We start from the raw sequence: 20,040 nt of genomic DNA, 5'->3' as shown, positions 1-20,040 counted from the left end.
ATGCCTGAGCGCGGAATCAGCGGCGCCGATGACCGCCGACTGCAGTACGAGCCCATCGCCGTCGTCGGCATCGGTTGCCGGTTCGCCGGCGGGGTGGACTCCCCGGACGCGCTGTGGAGCGCCCTCCGGGAGGGCCGCGACATGATCACCGAAGTACCACCGGACAGGTGGGACGTCGACGAGGCCTACGATCCGGAACCGGGCGTTCCCGGGAAGACGGTGTCGAAGTGGGGCGGTTTCCTCGACGACGTCGGTGGTTTCGACCCGGAGTTCTTCGGCATTTCCGCGCGCGAGGCGGAAGCGATGGACCCCCAGCACCGCCTGCTGTTGGAAACGGCCTGGGAAGCCCTCGAGAACGCGGGCGTTCGGCCGCACGCGCTGGGGAACTCGCCGACCGGGCTGTTCCTGGGCGTCTCCGGTCAGGACTACATGATGCGCACGCCGGACTCGGAACTGTTCACGAATCCCTACGCGATGACGGGGAACGCGCGCAGCATGGCAGCGGGACGCATCTCGTACCTGCTGGGGTTGCGCGGCCCGAGCGTGGTCCTGGACTCCGCGTGCTCTTCCGGCCTGGTCGCGACCCACCTCGCCGCGCGGAGCCTGCAGACCGGGGATGTCGATCTCGCCCTGTGCGGCGGGGTCAACCTGATCTTCGGGCCCGAGACGACGATCGCCTTCTCCAGCTGGGGGATGCTCTCACCCGCCGGCCGGTGCCGGGCCTTCGACGCCGACGCGAGCGGCTTCGTCCGGGCCGAGGCCGCCGGCGTGCTCGCGCTCAAGCGGTTGACCGACGCCGAACGCGACGGCGACCGGGTGCTCGCCGTGCTGCGGGGGTCCGGGGTGAACCAGGACGGCCGGTCCAACGGGATCACCGCTCCCTCCGGTGAGGCCCAGCGCTCGCTGCAGCAGCAGGTGATCGAACGCGCCGGGGTCGACCCGTCCGGCGTGGGCCTGCTCGAGGCGCACGGGACCGGGACCCCGGTGGGCGACCCGATCGAGTTCGCCGCGCTGGCGGACAGCTACGGCCGCGGTGCGCAACCGTGCGCGCTCGGATCGGTGAAGACGAACATCGGGCACGCGGAGACGGCCTCGGGCATGGCCGGGATGATCAAGGCGATCATGGCGCTGCGGCACGGCGAGGTTCCCGCCAACCTGCACTTCAACGCGTGGAACCCCGAAATCGACCACGAGGGGACTCGGTTGTTCGTCCCGACGAGGACCGAGCCGTGGCCGGTGGACGAGGGCCCCAGGCTCGCCGCCGTGTCCTCCTACGGCTTCTCCGGGACCAACGCGCACGTGCTCCTCGAACAGGCGCCCGATCCCGACCCGGCCACCGCGGCGGACGAGCACGGCGACCGTCCGGTGCTGGTGCCGATCTCGGCGAGTTCGCCCACCTCGCTGTCCGACACCGCCCGGCGCATCGCCGGGTGGCTCGAGCGGGGCGGGACGCCCCCGACGCTCACCGACGTCGGATACACCCTCGCCGTCCGGCGCGAACACCGCACCGCGCGCGCGGCGGTCGTTGCGACCGACCCGACTGAACTCGTCGGCCGCCTGCGCGCGGTCGAACGCGGCGAGCCCGCCGCCGGGGTGGCGGTCGGTGCGGACAAGGGCGGGCGCCGCGGGGATCCGGTGTGGATCTTCTCGGGACAGGGATCGCAATGGCCCGGGATGGGCAGGCGGTTGCTCGCGGAGGAGCCGGCCTTCGCCGAGACCATCGCGGAACTCGAACCGCTCATCCGCGCGGAGTCGGGTTTCTCGCTGCGCGAGGTGCTGGTCGCCGACGAGATCACCACGAGGATCGACCAGGTGCAACCGGCGCTGTTCGCCATGCAGGTGGGCCTGGCAGCCGTGTGGCGCTCCTGCGGGGTGCGGCCGGGTGCGGTGATCGGGCACTCGATGGGCGAGGTCGCCGCCGCAGTGGTCAGCGGCGTGCTCTCCCCGCAGGACGGCGTCGCGGTGATCTGCCGGCGATCCCGGCTGATGCTGGAGCTGTCGGGTTCGGGAGCGATGGCCTCGGTCGACCTGCCCCGCGAGGACGTGGAGCGCGAACTGGTGGCGGCGAACGCTCGGGAGGTGGTCGTCGCCGTGCAGTCCTCCCCGGAATCCACCGTGGTCGCCGGGGCGACCTCCGAGGTGCGGAGCTTGATCGACCGCTGGGAGGAAGCCGACCGGCTGGTGCGTGAGATCGCGGTGGACATCGCCTCCCACTCGCCCCAGGTCGACCCCATCCTGGAGCGTCTGGTCCGGGGACTGTCGGACCTTTCGCCGCAGGAGCCGACGATCCCCTTCTACAGCACCGTGAACCCCGGCCAGGACGCGACTTTCGACGCGCGGTACTGGGCGGAGAACCTGCGCCGGCCGGTCGGCTTCACCGACGCCGTGTCGGCGGCGCTCGCCGACGGTCACCGCGTGTTCGCAGAACTGTCCCCGCACCCCCTGCTGACGCGCGCGATCGGCGACACCGTCACGGCCCACCACGCCGACGCCGCCGTCGTCGGGGCGCTCCGCCGCGGCGAGGACGAACGGGAGCACCTGCTGGCCGCGATCGGCGAGGTCCACTGCGCCGGGGCCGACGTGGACTGGGCGCGGCACCACCCGCGGGGCGCGCTGCTCGACGTGCCGCTGCCGACGTGGAACCACCGGTGGCTGATGAACTCCGGCGAGGAGGGCGCGAGTCCCGCGGTGGGGCATCCGCTGCTGGGCGCGCACGTCGAGCCCCCGAAGGGAGACGGCGAGCACGTGTGGCAGGCCGAGGTCGGCGTCGAGGCCCAGCCGTGGCTGGCCGACCACCAGGTGCGCGGGACGCCGATGATGCCCGCCGCCGGCTACGGCGAGATGGCGGTGGCCGCGGCGGCGGACGTGTTCGGCGCGGACACGCGGGTGGAGGTCGCCGACCTCACCTTCGACAACGCCCTCGTCCTGGACGGGGACGTGCCGGTGTCCACGCTCGTGGAGAACACCACCGAACGAGGCGGTTCGCTGCGCGTGCTCAGCCGCGGTGCGGACGGCGCCCTCGTCTCCCGAGCCGGCGGCACGTTGCAGGTGCTCGACGCCGAATCCGAGGCCGAATCCGAGGTCGAACGCGTGGACATCGATGCGCTGCTGGACGCGCATCCGAACAGCGAAGGCCCGGACGACTACTACGCGTACCTGCGGGGCCTCGGCATCCAGCACGGGCCCGGCTTCGCCGCGCTCACCGCGATCCACCGCGCCGGAGCCGAGGCCAGGACCGTGCTCACCGAGGTGCGCTTGCCCGCCGAGCGGCGTTCGGAAGCGGAGTCCTACCGGGTGCATCCCGTGCTGCTGGACGCCTGCCTGCAGACGATCGCGACGCACCCGGAGATGATGGACCAGTCCGGGCTCTTCCTGCCGCTGGGGATCGATTCGCTGCGCGTGCTCGGCGACGTCCGCAACGCCCGCTACTGCGTGGCGCGGCTGCACGCTGTCGGTGATCGCCACTGCCTCGGCGACGTCCGGCTCGTGGACACCGGGGGTGCGGTGCTCATCGACGCTCGCGGCGTCCGGTTCGGCACGTCGGTCGAGGATTCCCCGGAGCGGGTTCTCCAGCGGCGACTGCTCGCCGTGGAGTGGGAGGAGGCACCCGCGCCCGAACCGGCGGGCGAAGCCGCCGGCCGGTGGCTGGTGGTCGCCGAGCCCTCCGACGCGGTCGGTTCGGAGACCGCCCACGGCATCACCGCCGGACTGGGGGAGCGGGGCGGCACGGCCACCGCGGTCGCCGAGAAGGCACCTGAGGAGCTGGCAGCTGGGGTGCGCGAACAGCTCGAGAACGGGCGGATCCGGGGGGTGGCCTTCGTGACCGGCCCGGGCACGGACACCGGCTCGGCTCCCGCGGCGGCCCGCCACCGGATGAGCCGGCTCATCGCGCTGGCGCAGGAGATCACCGAGCACGAGGGCGACTCCGCCCCCTCGCTGACCGTGCTGCTGCACGGTGCGCAGCCGGTGCTCGAGGACGACGGAACGGACCCCGCGCAGGAGCCGCTGCGCGGACTGGCCAAGGTCATCGGTCACGAGCACGAGGAACTGGACGTGTCCGTCGTCGATGTCGCCGGGGCCACCGCCGACCGCTTGGTCGGCGAGCTGGTGGACGCGCCGCCCGAGCAGGACGAGGTCGCCTGGCGCGGTGAGACCCGCTACCTCGCCCGCCTCCGGAACAGCCCGCTGGCGATCGACGACCGCCAGCACCGGATCGTCCACCTGGGACGGGACGGCGTCGGGGTGCAGGCGGCGCGCAACGGCGAGCTGGACACGCTGGAACTCGCGGCGCGCTCCCGAGCCAGTCCGGGACCAGGCGAGGTGGAGATCGAGGTCCACGCGGCGAGCTTGAACTACGTGGACGCCCTCAACGCCATGGGCGTGTACCGCACCGTGGACGACTCGCCCCCACCGCTGGGAGCGGACTGCGCGGGCGTGATCGCACGCGTGGGGTCGGACGTGACCGACTACCGGCCCGGTGACAGGGTCGCCGCGATGATGTGGGGCGGCCTCGCCTCGCACCTGACGGTCTCCACCGGCAACGTGTTCACCGTTCCCGACCACATCTCGATCGAGGACGCCGCCACCATGCCGGCGGTCTACCTGACGGCGTGGTACGGGCTCAGCCACCTGGCCCGGTTGCAGGCGGGCGAACGGGTGCTCGTCCACGCGGCGACCGGCGGCGTGGGGCTGGCCGCGATCGCCATCGCACGCGCGCGCGGTGCCGAGATCTTCGCCACCGCGGGCACCCCGGAGAAGCGGGCGTACCTCACCGAGCTGGGCATCGAGCACGTGATGGACTCGCGTTCGCTGGACTTCGCCGACCGCGTCCGGGAGATCACCGGTGGTGAGGGCGTCGACGTCGTCCTCAACTCGGTGACCGGTCCCGCGCAACGAGCCGGGGTCGCGCTGCTGCGCACCGGTGGGAGGTTCCTCGAGATCGGCAAGCGGGACATCTACGCCGACCACAGGATCGGACTGTCACCCTTCCGGCACAACATCGTGTTCGCGAGCATCGATCTCGGACTCGTCGTCGACCAGCTCGCCCCGCTGACGGCCGACATGATGGGCGAGATCGGGCAGCAGGTCGCCGAAGGCATCCTCCCCCCGCTGCCCCGCACCACCTACGCGGTGGACGAGCTGCCCGACGCCCTCCGCGCGCTCGGCGCGGGGCGGCACATCGGCAAGGCGGTCGTGCGCATCCCGCGCGACGGCGCTCGGACGGTGCCGGTGGAGCCCGCGGATGTCCCCGTGGTCCGGACCGGCGGAGCATACGTCGTCACGGGTGGTCTCGGCGGGCTCGGTCCGGTGGTGGCGCGGTGGCTGAGCGACGCCGGCGCGGCCCGGGTGGTGCTGAACAGCCGCCGTGCACCGGACGAGGAGACCAGCGCGGTCCTCGACGAGCTCCGCGGGGCCGGCACCGACGTGCGGGTCGTGCTCGGTGATCTCGCCGAACCGGAGACCGCGCCACGGCTGCTCGACGAAGCCTCCGAGGGAGGGGTTCCCGTGCGCGGCGCCGTGCACGGTGCGGCGGTCGTCGAGGACCACGTGGTCTCGCGGCTCGACGAGGACGCGGTGGACCGCGTGTGGCGCCCGAAGGCCCTCGGCGCGTGGAACCTCCACGAGGCGCTGGGCGCCGGTGGGTACGAGGACGGGCTCGACTGGTTGCTGCTGTTCTCCTCGGCCGCCGCTCTCATCGGCAACCCCGGTCAGGGCGCGTACGCGGCGGCCAACGGATTCCTCGACGGCCTCGCTACCGCGCGGCGCGCGCGAGGCCTGGTCGCGACCAGCGTGCGTTGGGGCGCGTGGGCCGAGCACGGCCGCGGCGCGGTGATGGAGCAGCGGGGCTTCGCGATGATCAGGCCCGAGGAGGGGGTCGAGGCGTGCGATCGCCTGCTGCGGCACGGGCGTTCCCGCATCGGCTACCTGCCCACCGCTGACGGGAGTTGGCTTTCCGCGGTGGGTGAGAAGGCGCGCAGCTCCGCGTTCTTCGCTCCCCAGATGGCGCGGTCGGACGGTGATGAGAACGAGTCGGGGATTGATCGCGACCTGCTCGCACGCCTGTCCGAGGTGGACGCGGGGGACAAGCTGAACGCGCTCACCGGCTTCGTGATCGAGCAGGCTGCCGCGATCCTGCGGGTGGACTCCGCCGGTATCGCCCCGGAGCGGTCGCTGCTCGACTACGGCCTGGACTCGTTGATGGGGTTGGAACTGCGGACCAGGCTCGACAAGGCCCTCGGAGTGCGGATCCCCACCAAGAAGCTGTGGTCCCTCCCGCAGCCGGAATCCCTCGCCGGCTACCTGGCGGAACTGCTCGGCGAGCCCGTCGTCGGGGCAGGGGGTGAGGGGACGTAGGCACCGCTCGCCGGTGCTCGCGAGCTGCGGCTTCGAGGCTGCCCGCGGTCAGCGGCCGCTCCCGAAGGGCGCGCTGCTGGCCGCGGGCCGAGCACCGGTGGGTTCCCGGGCGGGGACCGGTCGGGGTAGTGGTGGTGTTCTGCCTCCCGCGGCGGGGACCGCGGTGGCACTACCCCGTGGCCACCCGGAGTTCGCTGCTGAACTGGTCGATGCCTTCCGGAACCGACATGCGCCCGAAGAGGACCTTCTCGTTCACCCGGCGAGTGACTTCCTCGACTTCACCGGCGCCGGCCGGCGGAAGTTCGGGTGGGGACTGCACGCTGTCCTCGATCTCCGGGATGAACTGCGCGTAGCTGCGGTCCGCTGGCGGGAGCTGACGCAGGACGCGCTCACGAAGTCGCAGGTTCGCCGGCAAGCTCCGGTCGACGAGCATCAGGTCCGCCACGCGCGGATCGTTGACCAGAAAGTTGACGAAACGCGCGGCCTCCACGGGATTTCGAGTACCTGCGGCGATCGACCAGAACATCCCGTTTTTGAGGTACGTGCCCGGTTGTTGCCGCGCATCACCCGGAATGCGCAGGATGTGCAGATCGGTCCCGGATGCTTCGCTGAGCAGGGGCAGTTGGTTGTTCCAGAAGAAGCCCATCGCCGCCTTGTTGGTCCCGACCAACGTCTGCTCCAGACCTGCCAGACTGGTTTCCACTGTGATCGACGGAGGAGGCGCGGCCCCGGAACGCACCAGGCCGGTCAGATAACGCCACCACTCATCCGCGGTGCGCTGGGTGAACCCGGCCCCACCGCTCTCGGCGTAGAGCGCTTCTCCCCGCTGGCGCGCGTAGATCTCGAACAGCGTGTCGGCCGCGGCCGGGGGTGCTTCCACGCCGTACACCCCGTTCTCGGTGCCGTCGCTGATGCGCTGCGTGATCTCCGCGAAATCCTGCCACGTCCAGGTGGCGCTGTTGGGCAACGGCACGTTCGCGCGGTGGAAGATCTCCGGGTTCGCGGCCAGGCACAGCGCGTTGGAGCCGACCGGCAGGGCGTACATGTCCTGACCGATGGCCGTCGAGTCCATCGTCGAGCGCTCCAGATCCCTGGTGTCGATCACCTCCGACAGGTACCGGTTCAACCGCAGCAGCACTTCGTTGTCCGCGTACTCGCGAACGAACCGGGCGTCGTGCTGGATTATGTCCGGCGCCCTGCCGCCGGCGACGTTGGTGGCGAGCCGATCCCAGTAGTCGCTCCACCCGGTGAAATCCGATTCGATCCGAACGTGCTGATTCTCCCGCTCGTAGATCGAAATGATCTCGTGGGTGTACTCGTTCCGGGCGTCGCCGCCCCACCAGGCGAAACGCAGAGTGACCCGACCGGTCGGCGTGGAGCTGCCGCATGCCGAGGTCCCGAGGGCCAGCGCTCCCGCTCCGGCGGTCAGGCCGAGAAGCCGTCTCCGTGACATCGCGCGCACCGCAGTAACCTCCGATTCACTTGAACCCCGTGGTCGCGAGACCCCGGACGAGATACTTCTGCCCGGCCAGGAAGAAGCCGAATATCGGGCCGAGCGAGAGGATCGACATGGCGAACAGAGGCCCCCACGGTGTTTGCGTCGTGGCGTCCACGAAGGTGCGCAGGGCCACCGGAACCGTGTACATGTCGGGGTCTGTCAGGAAGATCAGCTGGCTGAAGAAGTCGTTCCAGGTCCAGATGAACGTGAAGATCGCGGTGGTGGCCAGCGCCGGAGTGCTCAGGGGGATGACGACCCGCCAGAAGATCCCGAAGTGGCCGCATCCGTCGAGACGCGCGGCCTCGTCCAACTCGCGGGGGATGCCGCGGATGAACTGCACCATCAGGAAGACGAAGAACGCGTCAGTGGCCAGGAACTTCGGGACGAGAAGCGGCCAGAACGTGTTGATCAAGCCGATCTGGGAGAACAGGATGTACTGCGGAACGATCAGCACGTGGATCGGCAGCATGATTGTGCCCAACATGATCGCGAACCACACGCGTTTGAACCTGAATTCCAGGCGTGCGAACGCGTAGGCGGCGGACGAGCACGCCAGCAGGTTGCCGGCGATCGCCCCGCCCACCACGATCAACGAGTTCACGATGTAGTGGCCGAAGTTCCGGTCCAGACCGCTCCAGCCTTCCGGGTAGTTGCCGGCAGTGACGTTTTCCGGGAGCAGGCCGGGGTTGCGGAAGATCTCCGCGGTCGGTTGGAACGAGCTGCTGAGCATCCAGATCAGCGGATACAGCATCAGCAGGCCGAACAGGATCAGCACCAGGTGAGTGCCCCAGCGCCGTCTCGGCCGTGGGCGGGGGGACGCGGGCTCGGTCACAGCCTTCTCATTCGTCGCCATAAAACACCCAGAACCTCGAAACCAGGAAATTCGCCGCGGTCAGTGCGGCCACGATCAGCAGCAGCACCCAGGCCAGGGCCGATGCGTAGCCCATGTCGAAGTTGCCGAAGCCGCGCTCGTAGATGTAGAGCGTGTAGAACAATGTCGAATCGGCGGGTCCGCCGGTTCCGTTGCTGACGACGAACGACTGGGTGAACGCCTGGAACGCGATGATCGTTTGCAGGATCAGGTTGAAGAAGATGATCGGGCTGAGCAGCGGCAGGGTCACGGAGAAGAATCGACGTACCGGTCCGGCCCCGTCGATCGCGGCGACTTCGTAGTACACGTTCGGCAGTTGCCGCAGGCCGGCCAGGAAGATCACCATCGGTGAGCCGAACGTCCAGACGTTCAGGATGATCAGCGTGCCCAGTGCGAAGTCCGGATGTGAAACCCAACCCGGCGCGTTCTCGATGCCGAAGAACGACAGCGCATTGTTGATCAACCCGTCGGTGCCGAAGATCTGCCGCCACAGGATCGCTACGGCCACGCTGCTGCCCAGCAGCGAGGGCAGGTAGTAGACGGAGCGGTAGATCGTCAGCCCGCGCAGCCCGCGGTCCAGAACCATCGCCAGCAGCAGGGCGAAGCCGAGTTGCAGCGGCACGGACACGAACACGTAGGTGAACGTGACCCGCAGTGCCTCGTAGAACCGCGGGTCGGTCAGCATGCGCTGGTAGTTGTCCAACCCGGCCCACTGTGGCGCAGAAAGGAGGTTGTAATCGGTGAAGGAAAGATAGGCAGAACCCAGCACCGGACCGATCGTGATCAGGAACAGGCCGAGGAACCAGGGGGCTAGGAAGACGTACGGCACCACGCGTGCGGGAAGCTCCGGCGACCGCGGTCGCCGCCCTCGTCCCGATTTCACCGCAGCCACTGGTGCGTCGGGTTCAGCGCGCGTCTCGGTTCGTTCGCCGGCCGTCGACATGGAGTGATCACCTCGCGAGCCTCGGGTGCGCGGTGCGCCGGCGCCGTGCTCGGACTTCTGCACCGCTGACTGCGTCGCGGTTTCCGGAACGGCCGGTTCGGGCGCGCTTACCTACCATGGACTTCTCCTTTTTGGCAGGTCACCGGCGGGCGTGGCTGGCTGAGCAGCGGCGAGTTGTCGGATGCCACAAATGTGCGGCCGATGCTGCTAATCATGGGAATGCGCTTTCCGACGGTATCCGACGACTGTCGCTCGGTCAACGAGTCGGCGACGTCGCGCACCAGCTTCCGCGCTCGCCCTGCCGGGGAGTGGCAAGCGCGGCATCTGCCGCGACCCGCTGCGTACTTCCGGGCTCGCCCGTCCACGCGGCCCTTTCCAGCTACGGATCCCTCTACTGAGGACGGATTCGTCCGCCCGGGGGAGGTGTTGCTTCGGGTGGGCCCGGTCGGTGACGCCCGGAGCGCACTCGCGCTGCCGTCGGCGCCGGACGCCCGCTGGTTGCGACGGGCCGGTTTCGCCTCTTGTGATCGGTGCAACAGCAGCGGTACCTTCGCGTTGAGCGTGAAAGCGTTTTCCAGACCTGGAAGGGCGGGAGGAGCAGCCACGTTGACCGCATCCCCTCGTCTCCGCGCCGCCGTCGTCGGCACCGGAGGCATCGCCGCCAGACACCGGACCGCCTACGCGGAGCTGCGCGGAGATGTCGAACTGGTCGCCGCAGTCGACGTCGACGGCGAGCGCGTCCGCGAATTCTGCAGCACGACCGGCAGTGCCCGGCCGTACGACGACCTGACGGACATGCTCGCCGCGGAGCGGCCGGACTTGGTCTCCGTGTGCACACCGCCGTCGCTGCATCGCGACGCCGTGCTGACCTGCCTCGAAGCTGGTGCGTGGGTGTGGTGTGAAAAGCCGCCGGTGCTGTCGCTGTCCGAATACGACACCATCGCCGCAGCAGAGCGTTCTGGCGGGCCTCACGTATCGTTCGTGTTCCAACACCGCTTCGGTGCCGCCGCCGAGCACGCTCGCAATCTGCTCCGCTCCGGAGAACTGGGCGAGCCGGCAGTGGCGCACTGCCAGACCACCTGGTACCGCGACGCCGCGTACTTCCAGGTGCCGTGGCGCGGCAAATGGGAAACCGAAGGTGGTGGCCCCACGGTCGGGCACGGCATCCACCAGATGGACCTGCTGCTGCATCTGCTCGGCCCCTGGGAAGAAATCAGCGCGATGACGGCCCGGCTCGTGCACGACGTGGAAACCGAGGACGTCTCCACCGCCCTGGTGCGGTTCTCCTCGGGAACGGTGGCCACCGTCGTCAACAGCGTTCTCTCGCCCGACCAGGTCAGTCGCATCCGCCTGGACTGCACCGAGGCGACCGTCGAGCTGACGCACCTCTACGGCTACGGCAACGACGACTGGACCTACGTTCCCGCACCGCACGTGGACGATGAGCAGCGCGTCGCGCGGTGGCGCACACCTGCCGAAGACCACCGCAGCTCGCACACCGCGATGCTGCGCAGGCTGATCACAGCGCTGCGCACCGGTAGGCGGCCAATGTGCAGCGGGGAGGACGGCCGTGCTGCCCTGGAGCTGATCACCGCCCTCTACAAGGCCGCCAGCACCGGAACCACCGTCCGCTCGGGGGAGATCGATGCTTCCGATTCCTTCTACACCGCCTTGCACGGCGGTTCCCCCGAACTCCTGATCGGAAAGGAATGAGGATGGGTGAGAGCATCGCCGTCACGCACGAGCACGGCGAGCGGATCGCCGTCGCCTGCGGGGCCGTCGAGCTGATGTCCTACGTCTACCGCCCGGACCCGGTGGCCTTCGAGTCGCCCAAGCCCTACGCGCACCCGCTGCGCACGCTCGCCGGTCACGTCGTGACCGGCTACCGGCCCCACGACCACCGGTGGCACAAGGGCCTGCAGATGACCGCCAGCCACGTGTCCGGGCAGAACTTCTGGGGCGGCAACACCTACGTGCCCGGCGCCGGGTACCAGGAGCTGCCCGAGCGCGTCGGGGCGATGCGCCACGACGCGTTCGACTCCGTCGACGTCGCCGACGACCGCCTCGACCTCGTCGAACGGCTCACGTGGACGGCGCACGGCGGCGCGGAGTGGGCCGGCGAGCGGCGCGCCGTCTCGGTGCACTCGGTTGATCCCGCCGCGGGCACGTGGGTGCTCGACTGGTCGATCGAGCTGACCAACCTGTGCGCGGGCCCGCTGCACTTCGGCTCGCCGACGACCGCCGGTCGGGAGATGGCCGGATACACCGGGCTGCACTGGCGCGGACCGCGCGAGTTCACCGGTGGCGACGTGCTCGGACCCGGCGACCTCGGTGGGGAGGCCATGATGGGCCGGCAGGCACCGTGGCTGGCCTTCGTCGGCGAGCACGACGCCGTGGACGCGCACTCCACCCTCGTCTTCGCGCACGCGCCCGACAACGACGCGGCCATCCACGAATCGCACTGGTTCGTCCGCTCCGCGCCCATTCCCGTCGTGGCGTTCTCCTGGGCCTTCTTCGAGGAGTTCGCGCTCGAGCCCGGTGCGCGGTTCCGCTACCGCTACCGCGTGCTCATCGCCGACGGCGCCTGGGACCGCGCACGCGTCGAACGCGCCCTCACCGCGCACCCCTGGTGAGAGCCACGCTGCACTGTCTTGACCGTTCCACGCCGCAGGAGGTCGATGAGATGACGTATTCCGCCCCGCTGCCCGGTGCGATCGGGATATCGCACCTGAGCGCGTACGAATGGCAAGCAGAGGACGGCGTGTGCGGCGGCAGTCCCCACGTGCACCTGGTGTGCACGGAGGCCTACGTGGTCACCTCGGGCAGGGGAGCGGTGCAGACGCTCACCGTCGGCGGGTACCGCGAGACCCCGCTGGAACCGGGCGTGATCGCGTGGTTCACACCCGGCACCGTGCACCGCATGGTCGCCGAGCAGGAGCTGCGGGTCACGGTGCTGATGCAGAACGGCGGACTTCCGGAAGCCGGTGACGCCGTGTTCACGTTCCCGCCGGAGGTCCTCGCCGACTCCGCGGAGTACGCCCGCGCCGCAACCCTGCCAGCGGGGTCCGACGCGGAGGAGGCGGCGCGACATCGGCGCGATCTCGCCGTCTCCGGCTACCTGGACCTGCGGCGGTCGTTGCTCGACGGCGACGCGGAACCCCTGCGCGCGTTCCACCGAGCCGCGGCCGCACTGGTCGCACCCCGGATGGAGCACTGGCGCTTCCGGTGGCGCGACGGTGCGCTGGCCGCGGCGAACCGCAGCGGTGAGCACATCGACGCGCTGCTCGCGGGCGATCCCTCACATCTGGCGGCGTCCGAAGTGCACAGCAGCGGGCCGTCGAAGTGCGGCGGGTACGGCATGTGCGGTAGGCGCAGCGAGTACGAGATCCCCGGGGTGACCTTCCCCTACGGCGGGGAGTGAGCAGGAGTTCGCGTATTCCTGGAGCGCTCTCGACCGCTCCGTGGACGAGCGGGCCCGGGTGCTTGCACCGGCGATGACTCTGCGGGAGGAGATCGCTCAACCGGGGGTGCGTGGATCGATGGGGCGGTGGCGACGTGGCACCGATGCAGGATGTCCCCGCCGGGGGCACCGGAGAGCAGGAGGTACTCGAGCACGGGATCGGTCACCTGACGCGGGTCTTCGGCACGAAGCCGTCATCCGGAGCCGGTATCGCCGTACTGTCCACGACGGAGGGTCTGCGCCTCGAATTGCCCGATGTGTCGGTGCCTCATGCGCGGGGGTGCCCGGAGTGCAGGCAGGGCTGGTCGAAGCGGTGCAGGCCGGCGGGACGCCGGTCGTGCTCGTCCTCGTCCCCGGACGCCCCTGCGCCCTCCTGGTGGGTCAACCGCCGACCCTGGCCCGGAGGCCGTCGAGCACGAGCTCGAGCCCGCGCTCGAAATCAGCGGGTCCTCCGGGCGTCCGGTCGATCGCTCCGGCGCTCGTGGCCTGCAGCGCGGTCTGCTCCTCCGTGGTGTGCCCGAAGACGAGGTGCAACAGGGCGCGGGTGGCGACGTCGACCAGGTCCTCGGGTAGGCCGCCGTCGCGCAAGGCCTCCCGCAGCTGCTCGGTGGGCTCGCCGGCGCCGAGGCCGAAGGTGTGCGCGGTGACGACCACCTCGGCTCCGTCCCGGTAGGCGAGCATCGCGTCCCGGAGCTCGCCGCAGAGCTCGACCACGCGCTGGTCCCACGCCTGCGCCCGGCGGGGGCGCCGGCCCCGGCGCACGATCTCGTCGGCGATCGCGGCCAGCAGCGTCTGCTTGTTCGGCACGTGGTGGTAGAGCGCGCTCGGCTGCACGCCGAGCTCGGTGGCCAGCCGCCGCATCGTCAGCGACTCCAGCCCGTACTCGTCGAGGACCGCGAGGGCGCGGTCGATGACATCGCTCCGGTGGTAGCGCACGTGAACCCTTCCCGTTTGACCGCTCGGGCCTCCCAGTATAGCCTGAACGGCGTTCAGGTGAACGCCGTTCAGGTCGCCGCACAAGCCGACACCGGGAGGAGCCATGAGCCCCACCTTCCACGAGCTCGCCGACGGGGTCCTCGGCGGGACCCCGGCCACCCCCGAGGACGCCCTCGCGGTGCTGCGCGCCGACGAGTCCGAGCTGATGGACGTGGTGGCCGCAGCCGGCCGGCTGCGCCGCGCGCACTTCGGCAACATGGTGAAGGTGAACTACCTGGTCAACCTCAAGTCGGGCATGTGCCCGGAGAACTGCAACTACTGCTCGCAGGCGCTCGGCTCCGACGCGCCCATCCTCAAGTACTCGTGGCTGTCGAAGGACGAGGCGCTCGAGCAGGCCGGCGCGGGGATCCGGGGCGGGGCCGGCCGAGTCTGCCTGGTCGCCTCGGGGCGCGGCCCGTCCTCCCGGGACATCGACAAGGTCACCGAGATGGTCGGAGCGCTCAAGGGGGAGAACCCCGACGTCGAGGTCTGCGCCTGCCTGGGCTTCCTGAAGGAGGGGCAGGCCGAGCGGCTCAAGGACGCCGGGGTCGACGCCTACAACCACAACATCAACACCGCCGAGAGCAACCACGCCAACATCGTCCAGACCCACACCTACGACGACCGGGTCGACACCGTGCAGAAGGCGAAGGGCGCGGCGCTCTCGCCATGCTCCGGCCTGATCGCCGGGTTGGGCGAGACCGACGAGCAGCTGGTCGAGGCGCTGTTCGCGCTGCGGGACCTGGACTCCGACTCGATCCCGGTCAACTTCCTGATGCCGTTCGACGGAACCCCGTTCGAGGACACGTGGGAACTCACCCCCGCCTACTGCGTGCGGGTCCTGGCGATGGCGCGCTTCGTCTGCCCGGACAAGGAGGTCCGCATCGCCGGCGGCCGCGAGATGCACCTGCGCTCGCTGCAGTCGATCGCGCTGCACGTCGCCAACTCCATCTTCCTCGGCGACTACCTCACCTCGGAAGGGCAGGAGGCCAGGGCGGACCTGGAGATGATCCGCGACAACGGCTTCGTCGTGCTGGGGTCCGAGGAGGAGCGAGCCCAACGGGCCGAACAGCCGGAACCGATCGACCCGTCGATCCGCCGCCGCGGAGCGGGCACCGACGTCCTGCCGAACGCCTGATGACTCCCGGGGAACTGCTCGCGTACGACCGCGAACACCTGTGGCACCCGTACACCTCGATGCTCGACCCCGCTCCGACGCGGCTGGTCACCGGCGCGTCGGGGAGCCGGATCAGCATCGACGGCGTCGGCGAGGTGGTCGACGGCATGGCGTCGTGGTGGTCGGCCATCCACGGCTACCGGCACCCGGCGCTCGACGAGGCGCTGCGTCGCCAGGTCGACCGGATGTCGCACGTCATGTTCGGCGGGCTCACCCACGAACCGGCGGTCGAGGTGGCCCGGCGCCTGGTCGAGCTGACGCCGGCGGGTCTCGACCGCGTCTTCCTCGCCGACTCCGGCTCGGTGAGCGTCGAAGTGGCGATGAAGATGGCGCTGCAGTACCAGCGCGGGGACGGCCGCCCGGAGCGGACCCGCTTCCTCACCGTCCGCGGCGGTTACCACGGCGACACCTTCGACTGCATGAGCGTGTGCGACCCGGAGGGCGGCATGCACGCGATGTGGTCCGGGCTGCTGCCGGAGCAGGTCTTCGGCGAACGCCCGCCCCGGCGAGGTGGTGACGTCGAGGCGTGGGCCGCGGGTTTCCGCGCGCTCGCGGCCGAGCACTCCGACCGGCTCGCCGGGCTGGTCGTGGAACCGCTGCTGCAGGGTGCCGGCGGGATGCACCCCTATCCGGCCGAGTGCCTGCGGGTCTTCCGCGAGGTCGCCGACGAGCACGGGCTGGTGCTGGTCTTCGACGAGATCGCCACCGGATTCGGCCGCACCGGAACGCTGTTCGCCACCGAGGCCGGCGGGGTCGCGCCGGACGTGCTGTGCCTCGGCAAAGCGCTCACCGGCGGGTACATGACGATGGCAGCCGCGCTGTGCACGTCCGAAGTGGCCCGCGGACTGTCCACGAGCGACTCCGGCGTGCTCATGCACGGGCCCACGTTCATGGGCAATCCGCTCGCCTGCGCCGTCGCCGCGGCGAGCCTGGACCTGCTGGCCAGCGGTGGTTGGGCGGACGACGTGGTGCGGATCAACACCGGTCTGCAGCAGCTGCACGAGATCGACGCCGTCGACGTGCGCGTGCTCGGCGCGGTCGGCGCGGTGCAGCTCGAGCACCCGATCGACGTGGAGAAGGCGACGGAAGCGGCGCTGTCCCGGGGAGTTTGGCTGCGCCCGTTCCGCGACCTCATCTACACCATGCCGCCCTACGTGTGCACCGACGAGGACATCGCCGCCATCTGTGCGGCGATCGCGGCGGCTTCGGAGGCCGCATGATCGACGACGGGGCCGGGACTGATCGTGCGGGCCGACCGGGTGCGGGTGTCCCGCAGGGCACCGGAGGCCGCACGAGCGGATGGGACGAGTGGTTCGCCGAGCAGCGGGCCGCGCGCGAGGAGGCGGGCCTGCAGCGCGTGTTGCGGCCGCGGGCGGTCCGCGAGGAGGCCGTCGACCTCGCGGGCAACGACTACCTGGGGCTGAGCGGCCACCCCGACGTGCGGCAGGCCGCCGCCGACGCCGCGCTCGCCTGGGGCGCCGGGGCGGGTGCCTCCCGGCTGGTCACCGGCACCACCGCGCTGCACGTCGAGTTGGAGCGCGAGTTCGCCGAGTTCACCGGGCGCGCGGCGGCGCTGGTCCTCTCGACCGGGTACCACGCCAACCTGTCCGCGGTGACGGCGCTGGCGGACAAGCACTCGCTGATCATCTCCGACGCGCACGTGCACGCCTCGCTGATCGACGCCGCGCGGATGTCCCGGGCGGCGATCGAGGTGGTCGGCCACAACGACGTGTCCGCGGTCCGGGACGCGCTGGCCGGTGCCGGCGGCCGGCGGACGATCGTGCTGACCGAGTCGGTCTTCTCGGTGCTCGGTGACGCCGCCCCGCTCGCGGACCTGGCCGCGGCCTGCGCCGAGCACGACGCGCTGCTCGTCGTCGACGAGGCGCACGGGATCGGCGTGCTCGGCGATGGCGGCCGGGGACTGGTGCACGACCACGGCCTCGCCGGGCATCCGCACGTGGTGATGACCGCGACGCTGTCGAAGGCGCTCGGTGCGATGGGCGGAGCCGTCCTCGGCTCCGCCGCGCTGATCGACCACCTCACCAACCGGTCCCGCCCGTTCATCTTCGACACCGGCCTGGCACCGGCGCCCACCGCCGCGGCGCTGGCCGCGCTCCGGCAGCTGCGCCGGCACCCCGAGTTGCCCGCGCAGATCCACGAGCGCGGTGGCGAGCTGGCCGACCGGCTCGGCGTGCCGCGGTCGGACGGCGCCGTGCTCTCGGTCCCGATGCCCTCGCCGCGGACCGCGGTGGCCGCGCAGGACGCGGCGCTGGCCTCCGGTGTCCGCGTCGGGTGCTTCCGGCCGCCGTCCGTGCCGGACGGGATCTCGCGGCTGCGGATCACCAACCGCAGCGGCCTCGACGACGCGCTCTGGGCGCGGGCCGCGCACGTGCTCGCCGGTGTCGTCGACGACCACCGGGGGCGCTCGTGATCACCATCGTGACGGGCACCGACACCGGTGTCGGCAAGACCGTGGCCACCGCGGCGTTCGCCGTCCGCTCCGGACCGGGTGCGATCGTCGTCAAGCCGGCCCAGACCGGCGCCGCCACCGACGAGCCCGACAGCTCCGCGGTGCGGCACCTCGCCGGCTGCGACGCCGTCGAGCTCACCCGGCTCGACGACCCGCTCGCGCCGGACACGGCCGCCCGGCTGCGCGGTGTCGGGATCCCCCCGATCAGCGAGCACGCCGCCCGCATCCGCGAGCTGGCCGCGACCCGCGAGACCGTGATCGTCGAGGGATCCGGCGGTGTCCTGGTCCGGCTCGACACCGACGGCGGCACGCTGCCGGACCTCGCCGCCGAACTCGCCCGGGACCACCCGGTGCGGGTGTACGTCGTGACCCGCCTCGGCCTCGGTACCCTCAACCACACCGCGCTCACCGTCGACGCGCTGCGCGGGCGGGGGTTGGAACCGGCCGGGCTGGTCCTCGGCGCGGTTCCGGGGGAGCTCGGCCTGGCCGAGGAGTGCAACCTCGCCGAGCTGCCGCGCGTGAGCGCAGTGCCGATCGTGGCCGCTCTTCCCGAGGACGTCGGTGGCCTCCCCCCGGAACGCTTCCGGGAGCGGGCCGCCTCGTGGCTGGCAGGCCACCTCGCGGAGAGGTGATCACCGGCGGTTCCGTCGCCGACCTCCCGCGTCCCCTCGCCGGCGGCGCGCGCGTGCGTCACGATGGCGGTATGAGCACGACATCGGAGGCGGTGCGCGTCGAGCGGTCCGCGAAACGGGTGCGGGCCTACCTCGGCGGGCGCCTGGTGGTGGATACGCGACGCCCGGCGCTGGTGTGGGAGAAGCCGTACTACCCCACGTACTACCTGCCGGCAGCGGACGTCCACGCGGTGCTGGAACCGGCTGGCACCGCCCCGGGACGTGCGGATCTCGGCAGCGGCGAGGTCTTCCACGTGCAGGCGGGGGAGGCCCGGGCCGCGGAGGCCGCGGTCCGCTACCCCGAGTCCGCCGTCGGCGAGCTGCGCGACCTGGTGCGCATCGAGTGGGGCGCGATGGACCAGTGGTTCGAGGAGGACGAGCCCGTGTACGTGCATCCGCGCGATCCGTACACGCGCGTCGACATCCTCGAAAGCTCGCGGCACGTGGTGGTGCGGATCGGCGGTGTCGTGGTCGCGGATTCGCACCGCCCGCACGTCCTCTTCGAGACCGGGCTGCCGCCGCGGTACTACCTGCCGCTGACCGACGTGCGCGTCGACCTGCTGCGCCCGTCCGAGCACCGGACCCGGTGCCCGTACAAGGGGACCGCGTCGTACTGGAGCGCGGTCATCGACGGCACCGAGCACACCGATGTCGTGTGGTGCTACCGCGCGCCCCTTCCCGAGAGCCAGAAGATCGCCGGTCTCGCCTGCTTCTACGACGAACGCGTCGACACCGAGGTGGACGGGCAGCCGCAGGAGCGCCCGCGGACCCCGTTCTCCTGAGCGACTCCGCCACCGGCGCCCGCCGCGACGCGGGCGCAGGCACCGGTGGGAGCATCGTCGCCGGGGCGTTGCCGCGCGCGACCAGTCGCGAATGCGAGGTGCAGGAACGTGCGCGACGAGCACATCGAGTTCTTCTTCGACCCGGTCTGCCCCTTCTGCTGGGCCACCGCGCAGTGGGTGCGCTCGGTGGCCGCGCAGCGCCCGCTCGGCGTGCGGTGGCGTCCGCTGTCGCTGCGGGTGCTCAACGAGCCGATCGGCTACGAGGGCAAACCGGCCGCCTACCCGCAGGCCCACCAGCGCGGGCTGGAGATGCTCCGCGTGGTCGCCGCGGCCCGGGCCGCGCACGGCGACGAGGTGGTCGGTGAGCTCTACCGGGCGCTGGGCGAGGCGGTCTGGAACGTCGAACCGCCCTCGGAGGAGAGCTTCGAGGCCGTGCTGGCGAGCACCGCCGCCGGGCGCGACCTGGCCGGCGTGCTCGAGTTCGCCGGCCTGCCCCGCGGGCTCGCCGAAGCGGCCGCGGACGCGGGCTGGGACGCCGAGCTGCGCACCGAGACGGAGGAGGCCGTCCAACGCGCCGGTGGTGGCGTGGGCACGCCGGTCCTGTCGTTCGACCCGCCGGACGGGCCCGCCCTGTTCGGTCCGGTCATCGATCGCGCCCCGGAGAGTGGTGAGGCCCTGCGGCTGTGGGACGCGACCGTCACCCTCGCCCGCTGGCCGGGGTTCGCCGAGCTCAAGCGCAGCCTGCGCAGCTTCCCGGACACGCCGCTGAGCAGTCGCATCTCTGGGACGGGCACGCAGGTGCGGTGACCGCGGAGCTCCGCGCACTTGGTGCCAGGCTC

General features: G+C 71.1%; 14 protein-coding genes. 10 read left to right on the top strand and 4 right to left on the bottom strand.

The genetic code is table 11. The annotated features are described in order from the left end of the window. Positions 1-6,354, top strand: coding sequence for an SDR family NAD(P)-dependent oxidoreductase (locus ACVGV0_RS14130; protein ID WP_459156140.1), 6,354 nt, complete (start codon positions 1-3; stop codon positions 6,352-6,354). 169 nt (positions 6,355-6,523) lie between these two features. On the opposite strand, the gene ACVGV0_RS14125 is transcribed toward ACVGV0_RS14130, so the two are convergent. From ACVGV0_RS14125 to ACVGV0_RS14115, 3 genes are all read right to left on the bottom strand, one after another. Continuing rightward, positions 6,524-7,807, bottom strand: a complete 1,284-nt coding sequence (locus ACVGV0_RS14125; RefSeq protein WP_459156139.1) for an ABC transporter substrate-binding protein — start codon at positions 7,805-7,807, stop codon at positions 6,524-6,526. 25 nt (positions 7,808-7,832) lie between these two features. Beyond that, positions 7,833-8,627, bottom strand: a complete 795-nt coding sequence (locus ACVGV0_RS14120; RefSeq protein ID WP_459156138.1) for a carbohydrate ABC transporter permease — start codon at positions 8,625-8,627, stop codon at positions 7,833-7,835. Between the two features lie 64 nt (positions 8,628-8,691). After that, positions 8,692-9,666 (bottom strand): carbohydrate ABC transporter permease, encoded by a 975-nt coding sequence (locus ACVGV0_RS14115; protein ID WP_459156137.1) that lies wholly within the window; start codon positions 9,664-9,666, stop codon positions 8,692-8,694. A 606-nt stretch (positions 9,667-10,272) separates the two neighbouring features. Here ACVGV0_RS14115 and ACVGV0_RS14110 point away from each other — a divergent pair. The 3 genes from ACVGV0_RS14110 to ACVGV0_RS14100 are packed head-to-tail and all read left to right on the top strand — an operon-like array spanning position 10,273 to position 13,087. Beyond that, positions 10,273-11,379: a Gfo/Idh/MocA family protein gene (locus ACVGV0_RS14110; RefSeq protein ID WP_459156136.1), complete on the top strand. Its 1,107-nt coding sequence runs from the start codon at positions 10,273-10,275 to the stop codon at positions 11,377-11,379. A gap of 2 nt (positions 11,380-11,381) precedes the next feature. Continuing rightward, entirely contained in the window at positions 11,382-12,299 is a 918-nt protein-coding gene (locus ACVGV0_RS14105; protein WP_459156135.1) for a DUF6807 domain-containing protein, read from the top strand. Positions 12,300-12,349: 50 nt separating this feature from the next. Continuing rightward, entirely contained in the window at positions 12,350-13,087 is a 738-nt protein-coding gene (locus tag ACVGV0_RS14100; protein ID WP_459156134.1) for a cupin domain-containing protein, read from the top strand. A 420-nt stretch (positions 13,088-13,507) separates the two neighbouring features. Here ACVGV0_RS14100 and ACVGV0_RS14095 read toward each other — a convergent pair whose 3' ends face one another. After that, positions 13,508-14,062 (bottom strand): TetR/AcrR family transcriptional regulator C-terminal domain-containing protein, encoded by a 555-nt coding sequence (locus ACVGV0_RS14095; RefSeq protein ID WP_459156133.1) that lies wholly within the window; start codon positions 14,060-14,062, stop codon positions 13,508-13,510. Between the two features lie 103 nt (positions 14,063-14,165). Between ACVGV0_RS14095 and bioB the strand changes: the two genes are divergently transcribed. From bioB to ACVGV0_RS14065, 6 genes are all read left to right on the top strand, one after another. Further along, positions 14,166-15,239 carry a biotin synthase BioB gene (gene bioB / locus ACVGV0_RS14090; protein WP_459156132.1) on the top strand — a complete coding sequence of 358 codons (1,074 nt, stop codon included), beginning with the start codon at positions 14,166-14,168 and terminating at the stop codon, positions 15,237-15,239. After that, positions 15,239-16,498, top strand: a complete 1,260-nt coding sequence (locus ACVGV0_RS14085; protein ID WP_459156131.1) for an adenosylmethionine--8-amino-7-oxononanoate transaminase — start codon at positions 15,239-15,241, stop codon at positions 16,496-16,498. The genes bioB and ACVGV0_RS14085 overlap by 1 nt, the downstream gene beginning before the upstream one ends. Then, entirely contained in the window at positions 16,495-17,709 is a 1,215-nt protein-coding gene (locus ACVGV0_RS14080; RefSeq protein WP_459156130.1) for an 8-amino-7-oxononanoate synthase, read from the top strand. The genes ACVGV0_RS14085 and ACVGV0_RS14080 overlap by 4 nt, the downstream gene beginning before the upstream one ends. Positions 17,710-17,717: 8 nt before the next feature. Beyond that, the gene (gene bioD / locus ACVGV0_RS14075; RefSeq protein WP_459156129.1) at positions 17,718-18,380 is read left to right on the top strand and encodes a dethiobiotin synthase; all 663 of its coding nucleotides are present in this window, start codon (positions 17,718-17,720) and stop codon (positions 18,378-18,380) included. Positions 18,381-18,451: 71 nt separating this feature from the next. Continuing rightward, on the top strand, positions 18,452-19,201 hold the full coding sequence (locus ACVGV0_RS14070; RefSeq protein WP_459156128.1) for a DUF427 domain-containing protein: 750 nt from the start codon (positions 18,452-18,454) through the stop codon (positions 19,199-19,201). Between the two features lie 108 nt (positions 19,202-19,309). Beyond that, a complete protein-coding gene (locus ACVGV0_RS14065; protein ID WP_459156127.1) occupies positions 19,310-20,008 on the top strand; it encodes a mycothiol-dependent nitroreductase Rv2466c family protein in 699 nt (232 codons plus the stop codon). Positions 20,009-20,040: the final 32 nt, after the last annotated feature.

Source organism: Salinifilum ghardaiensis (assembly GCF_054491345.1).
The sequence above is the reverse complement of the archived record's forward strand: the minus strand, read 5'-3'. Positions and strand labels throughout refer to the sequence as shown.

Excerpts from the sequence above, each read along its gene's own strand:
- ACVGV0_RS14130 (WP_459156140.1), top strand. The coding sequence starts at position 1 with ATGCCTGAGCGCGGAATCAGCGGCGCCGATGACCGCCGACTGCAGTAC.
- ACVGV0_RS14125 (WP_459156139.1), bottom strand. The coding sequence starts at position 7,807 with ATGTCACGGAGACGGCTTCTCGGCCTGACCGCCGGAGCGGGAGCGCTG.
- ACVGV0_RS14115 (WP_459156137.1), bottom strand. The coding sequence starts at position 9,666 with ATGTCGACGGCCGGCGAACGAACCGAGACGCGCGCTGAACCCGACGCA.
- ACVGV0_RS14105 (WP_459156135.1), top strand. The coding sequence starts at position 11,382 with ATGGGTGAGAGCATCGCCGTCACGCACGAGCACGGCGAGCGGATCGCC.
- ACVGV0_RS14100 (WP_459156134.1), top strand. The coding sequence starts at position 12,350 with ATGACGTATTCCGCCCCGCTGCCCGGTGCGATCGGGATATCGCACCTG.
- bioB (WP_459156132.1), top strand. The coding sequence starts at position 14,166 with ATGAGCCCCACCTTCCACGAGCTCGCCGACGGGGTCCTCGGCGGGACC.
- ACVGV0_RS14085 (WP_459156131.1), top strand. The coding sequence starts at position 15,239 with ATGACTCCCGGGGAACTGCTCGCGTACGACCGCGAACACCTGTGGCAC.
- ACVGV0_RS14080 (WP_459156130.1), top strand. The coding sequence starts at position 16,495 with ATGATCGACGACGGGGCCGGGACTGATCGTGCGGGCCGACCGGGTGCG.
- ACVGV0_RS14070 (WP_459156128.1), top strand. The coding sequence starts at position 18,452 with ATGAGCACGACATCGGAGGCGGTGCGCGTCGAGCGGTCCGCGAAACGG.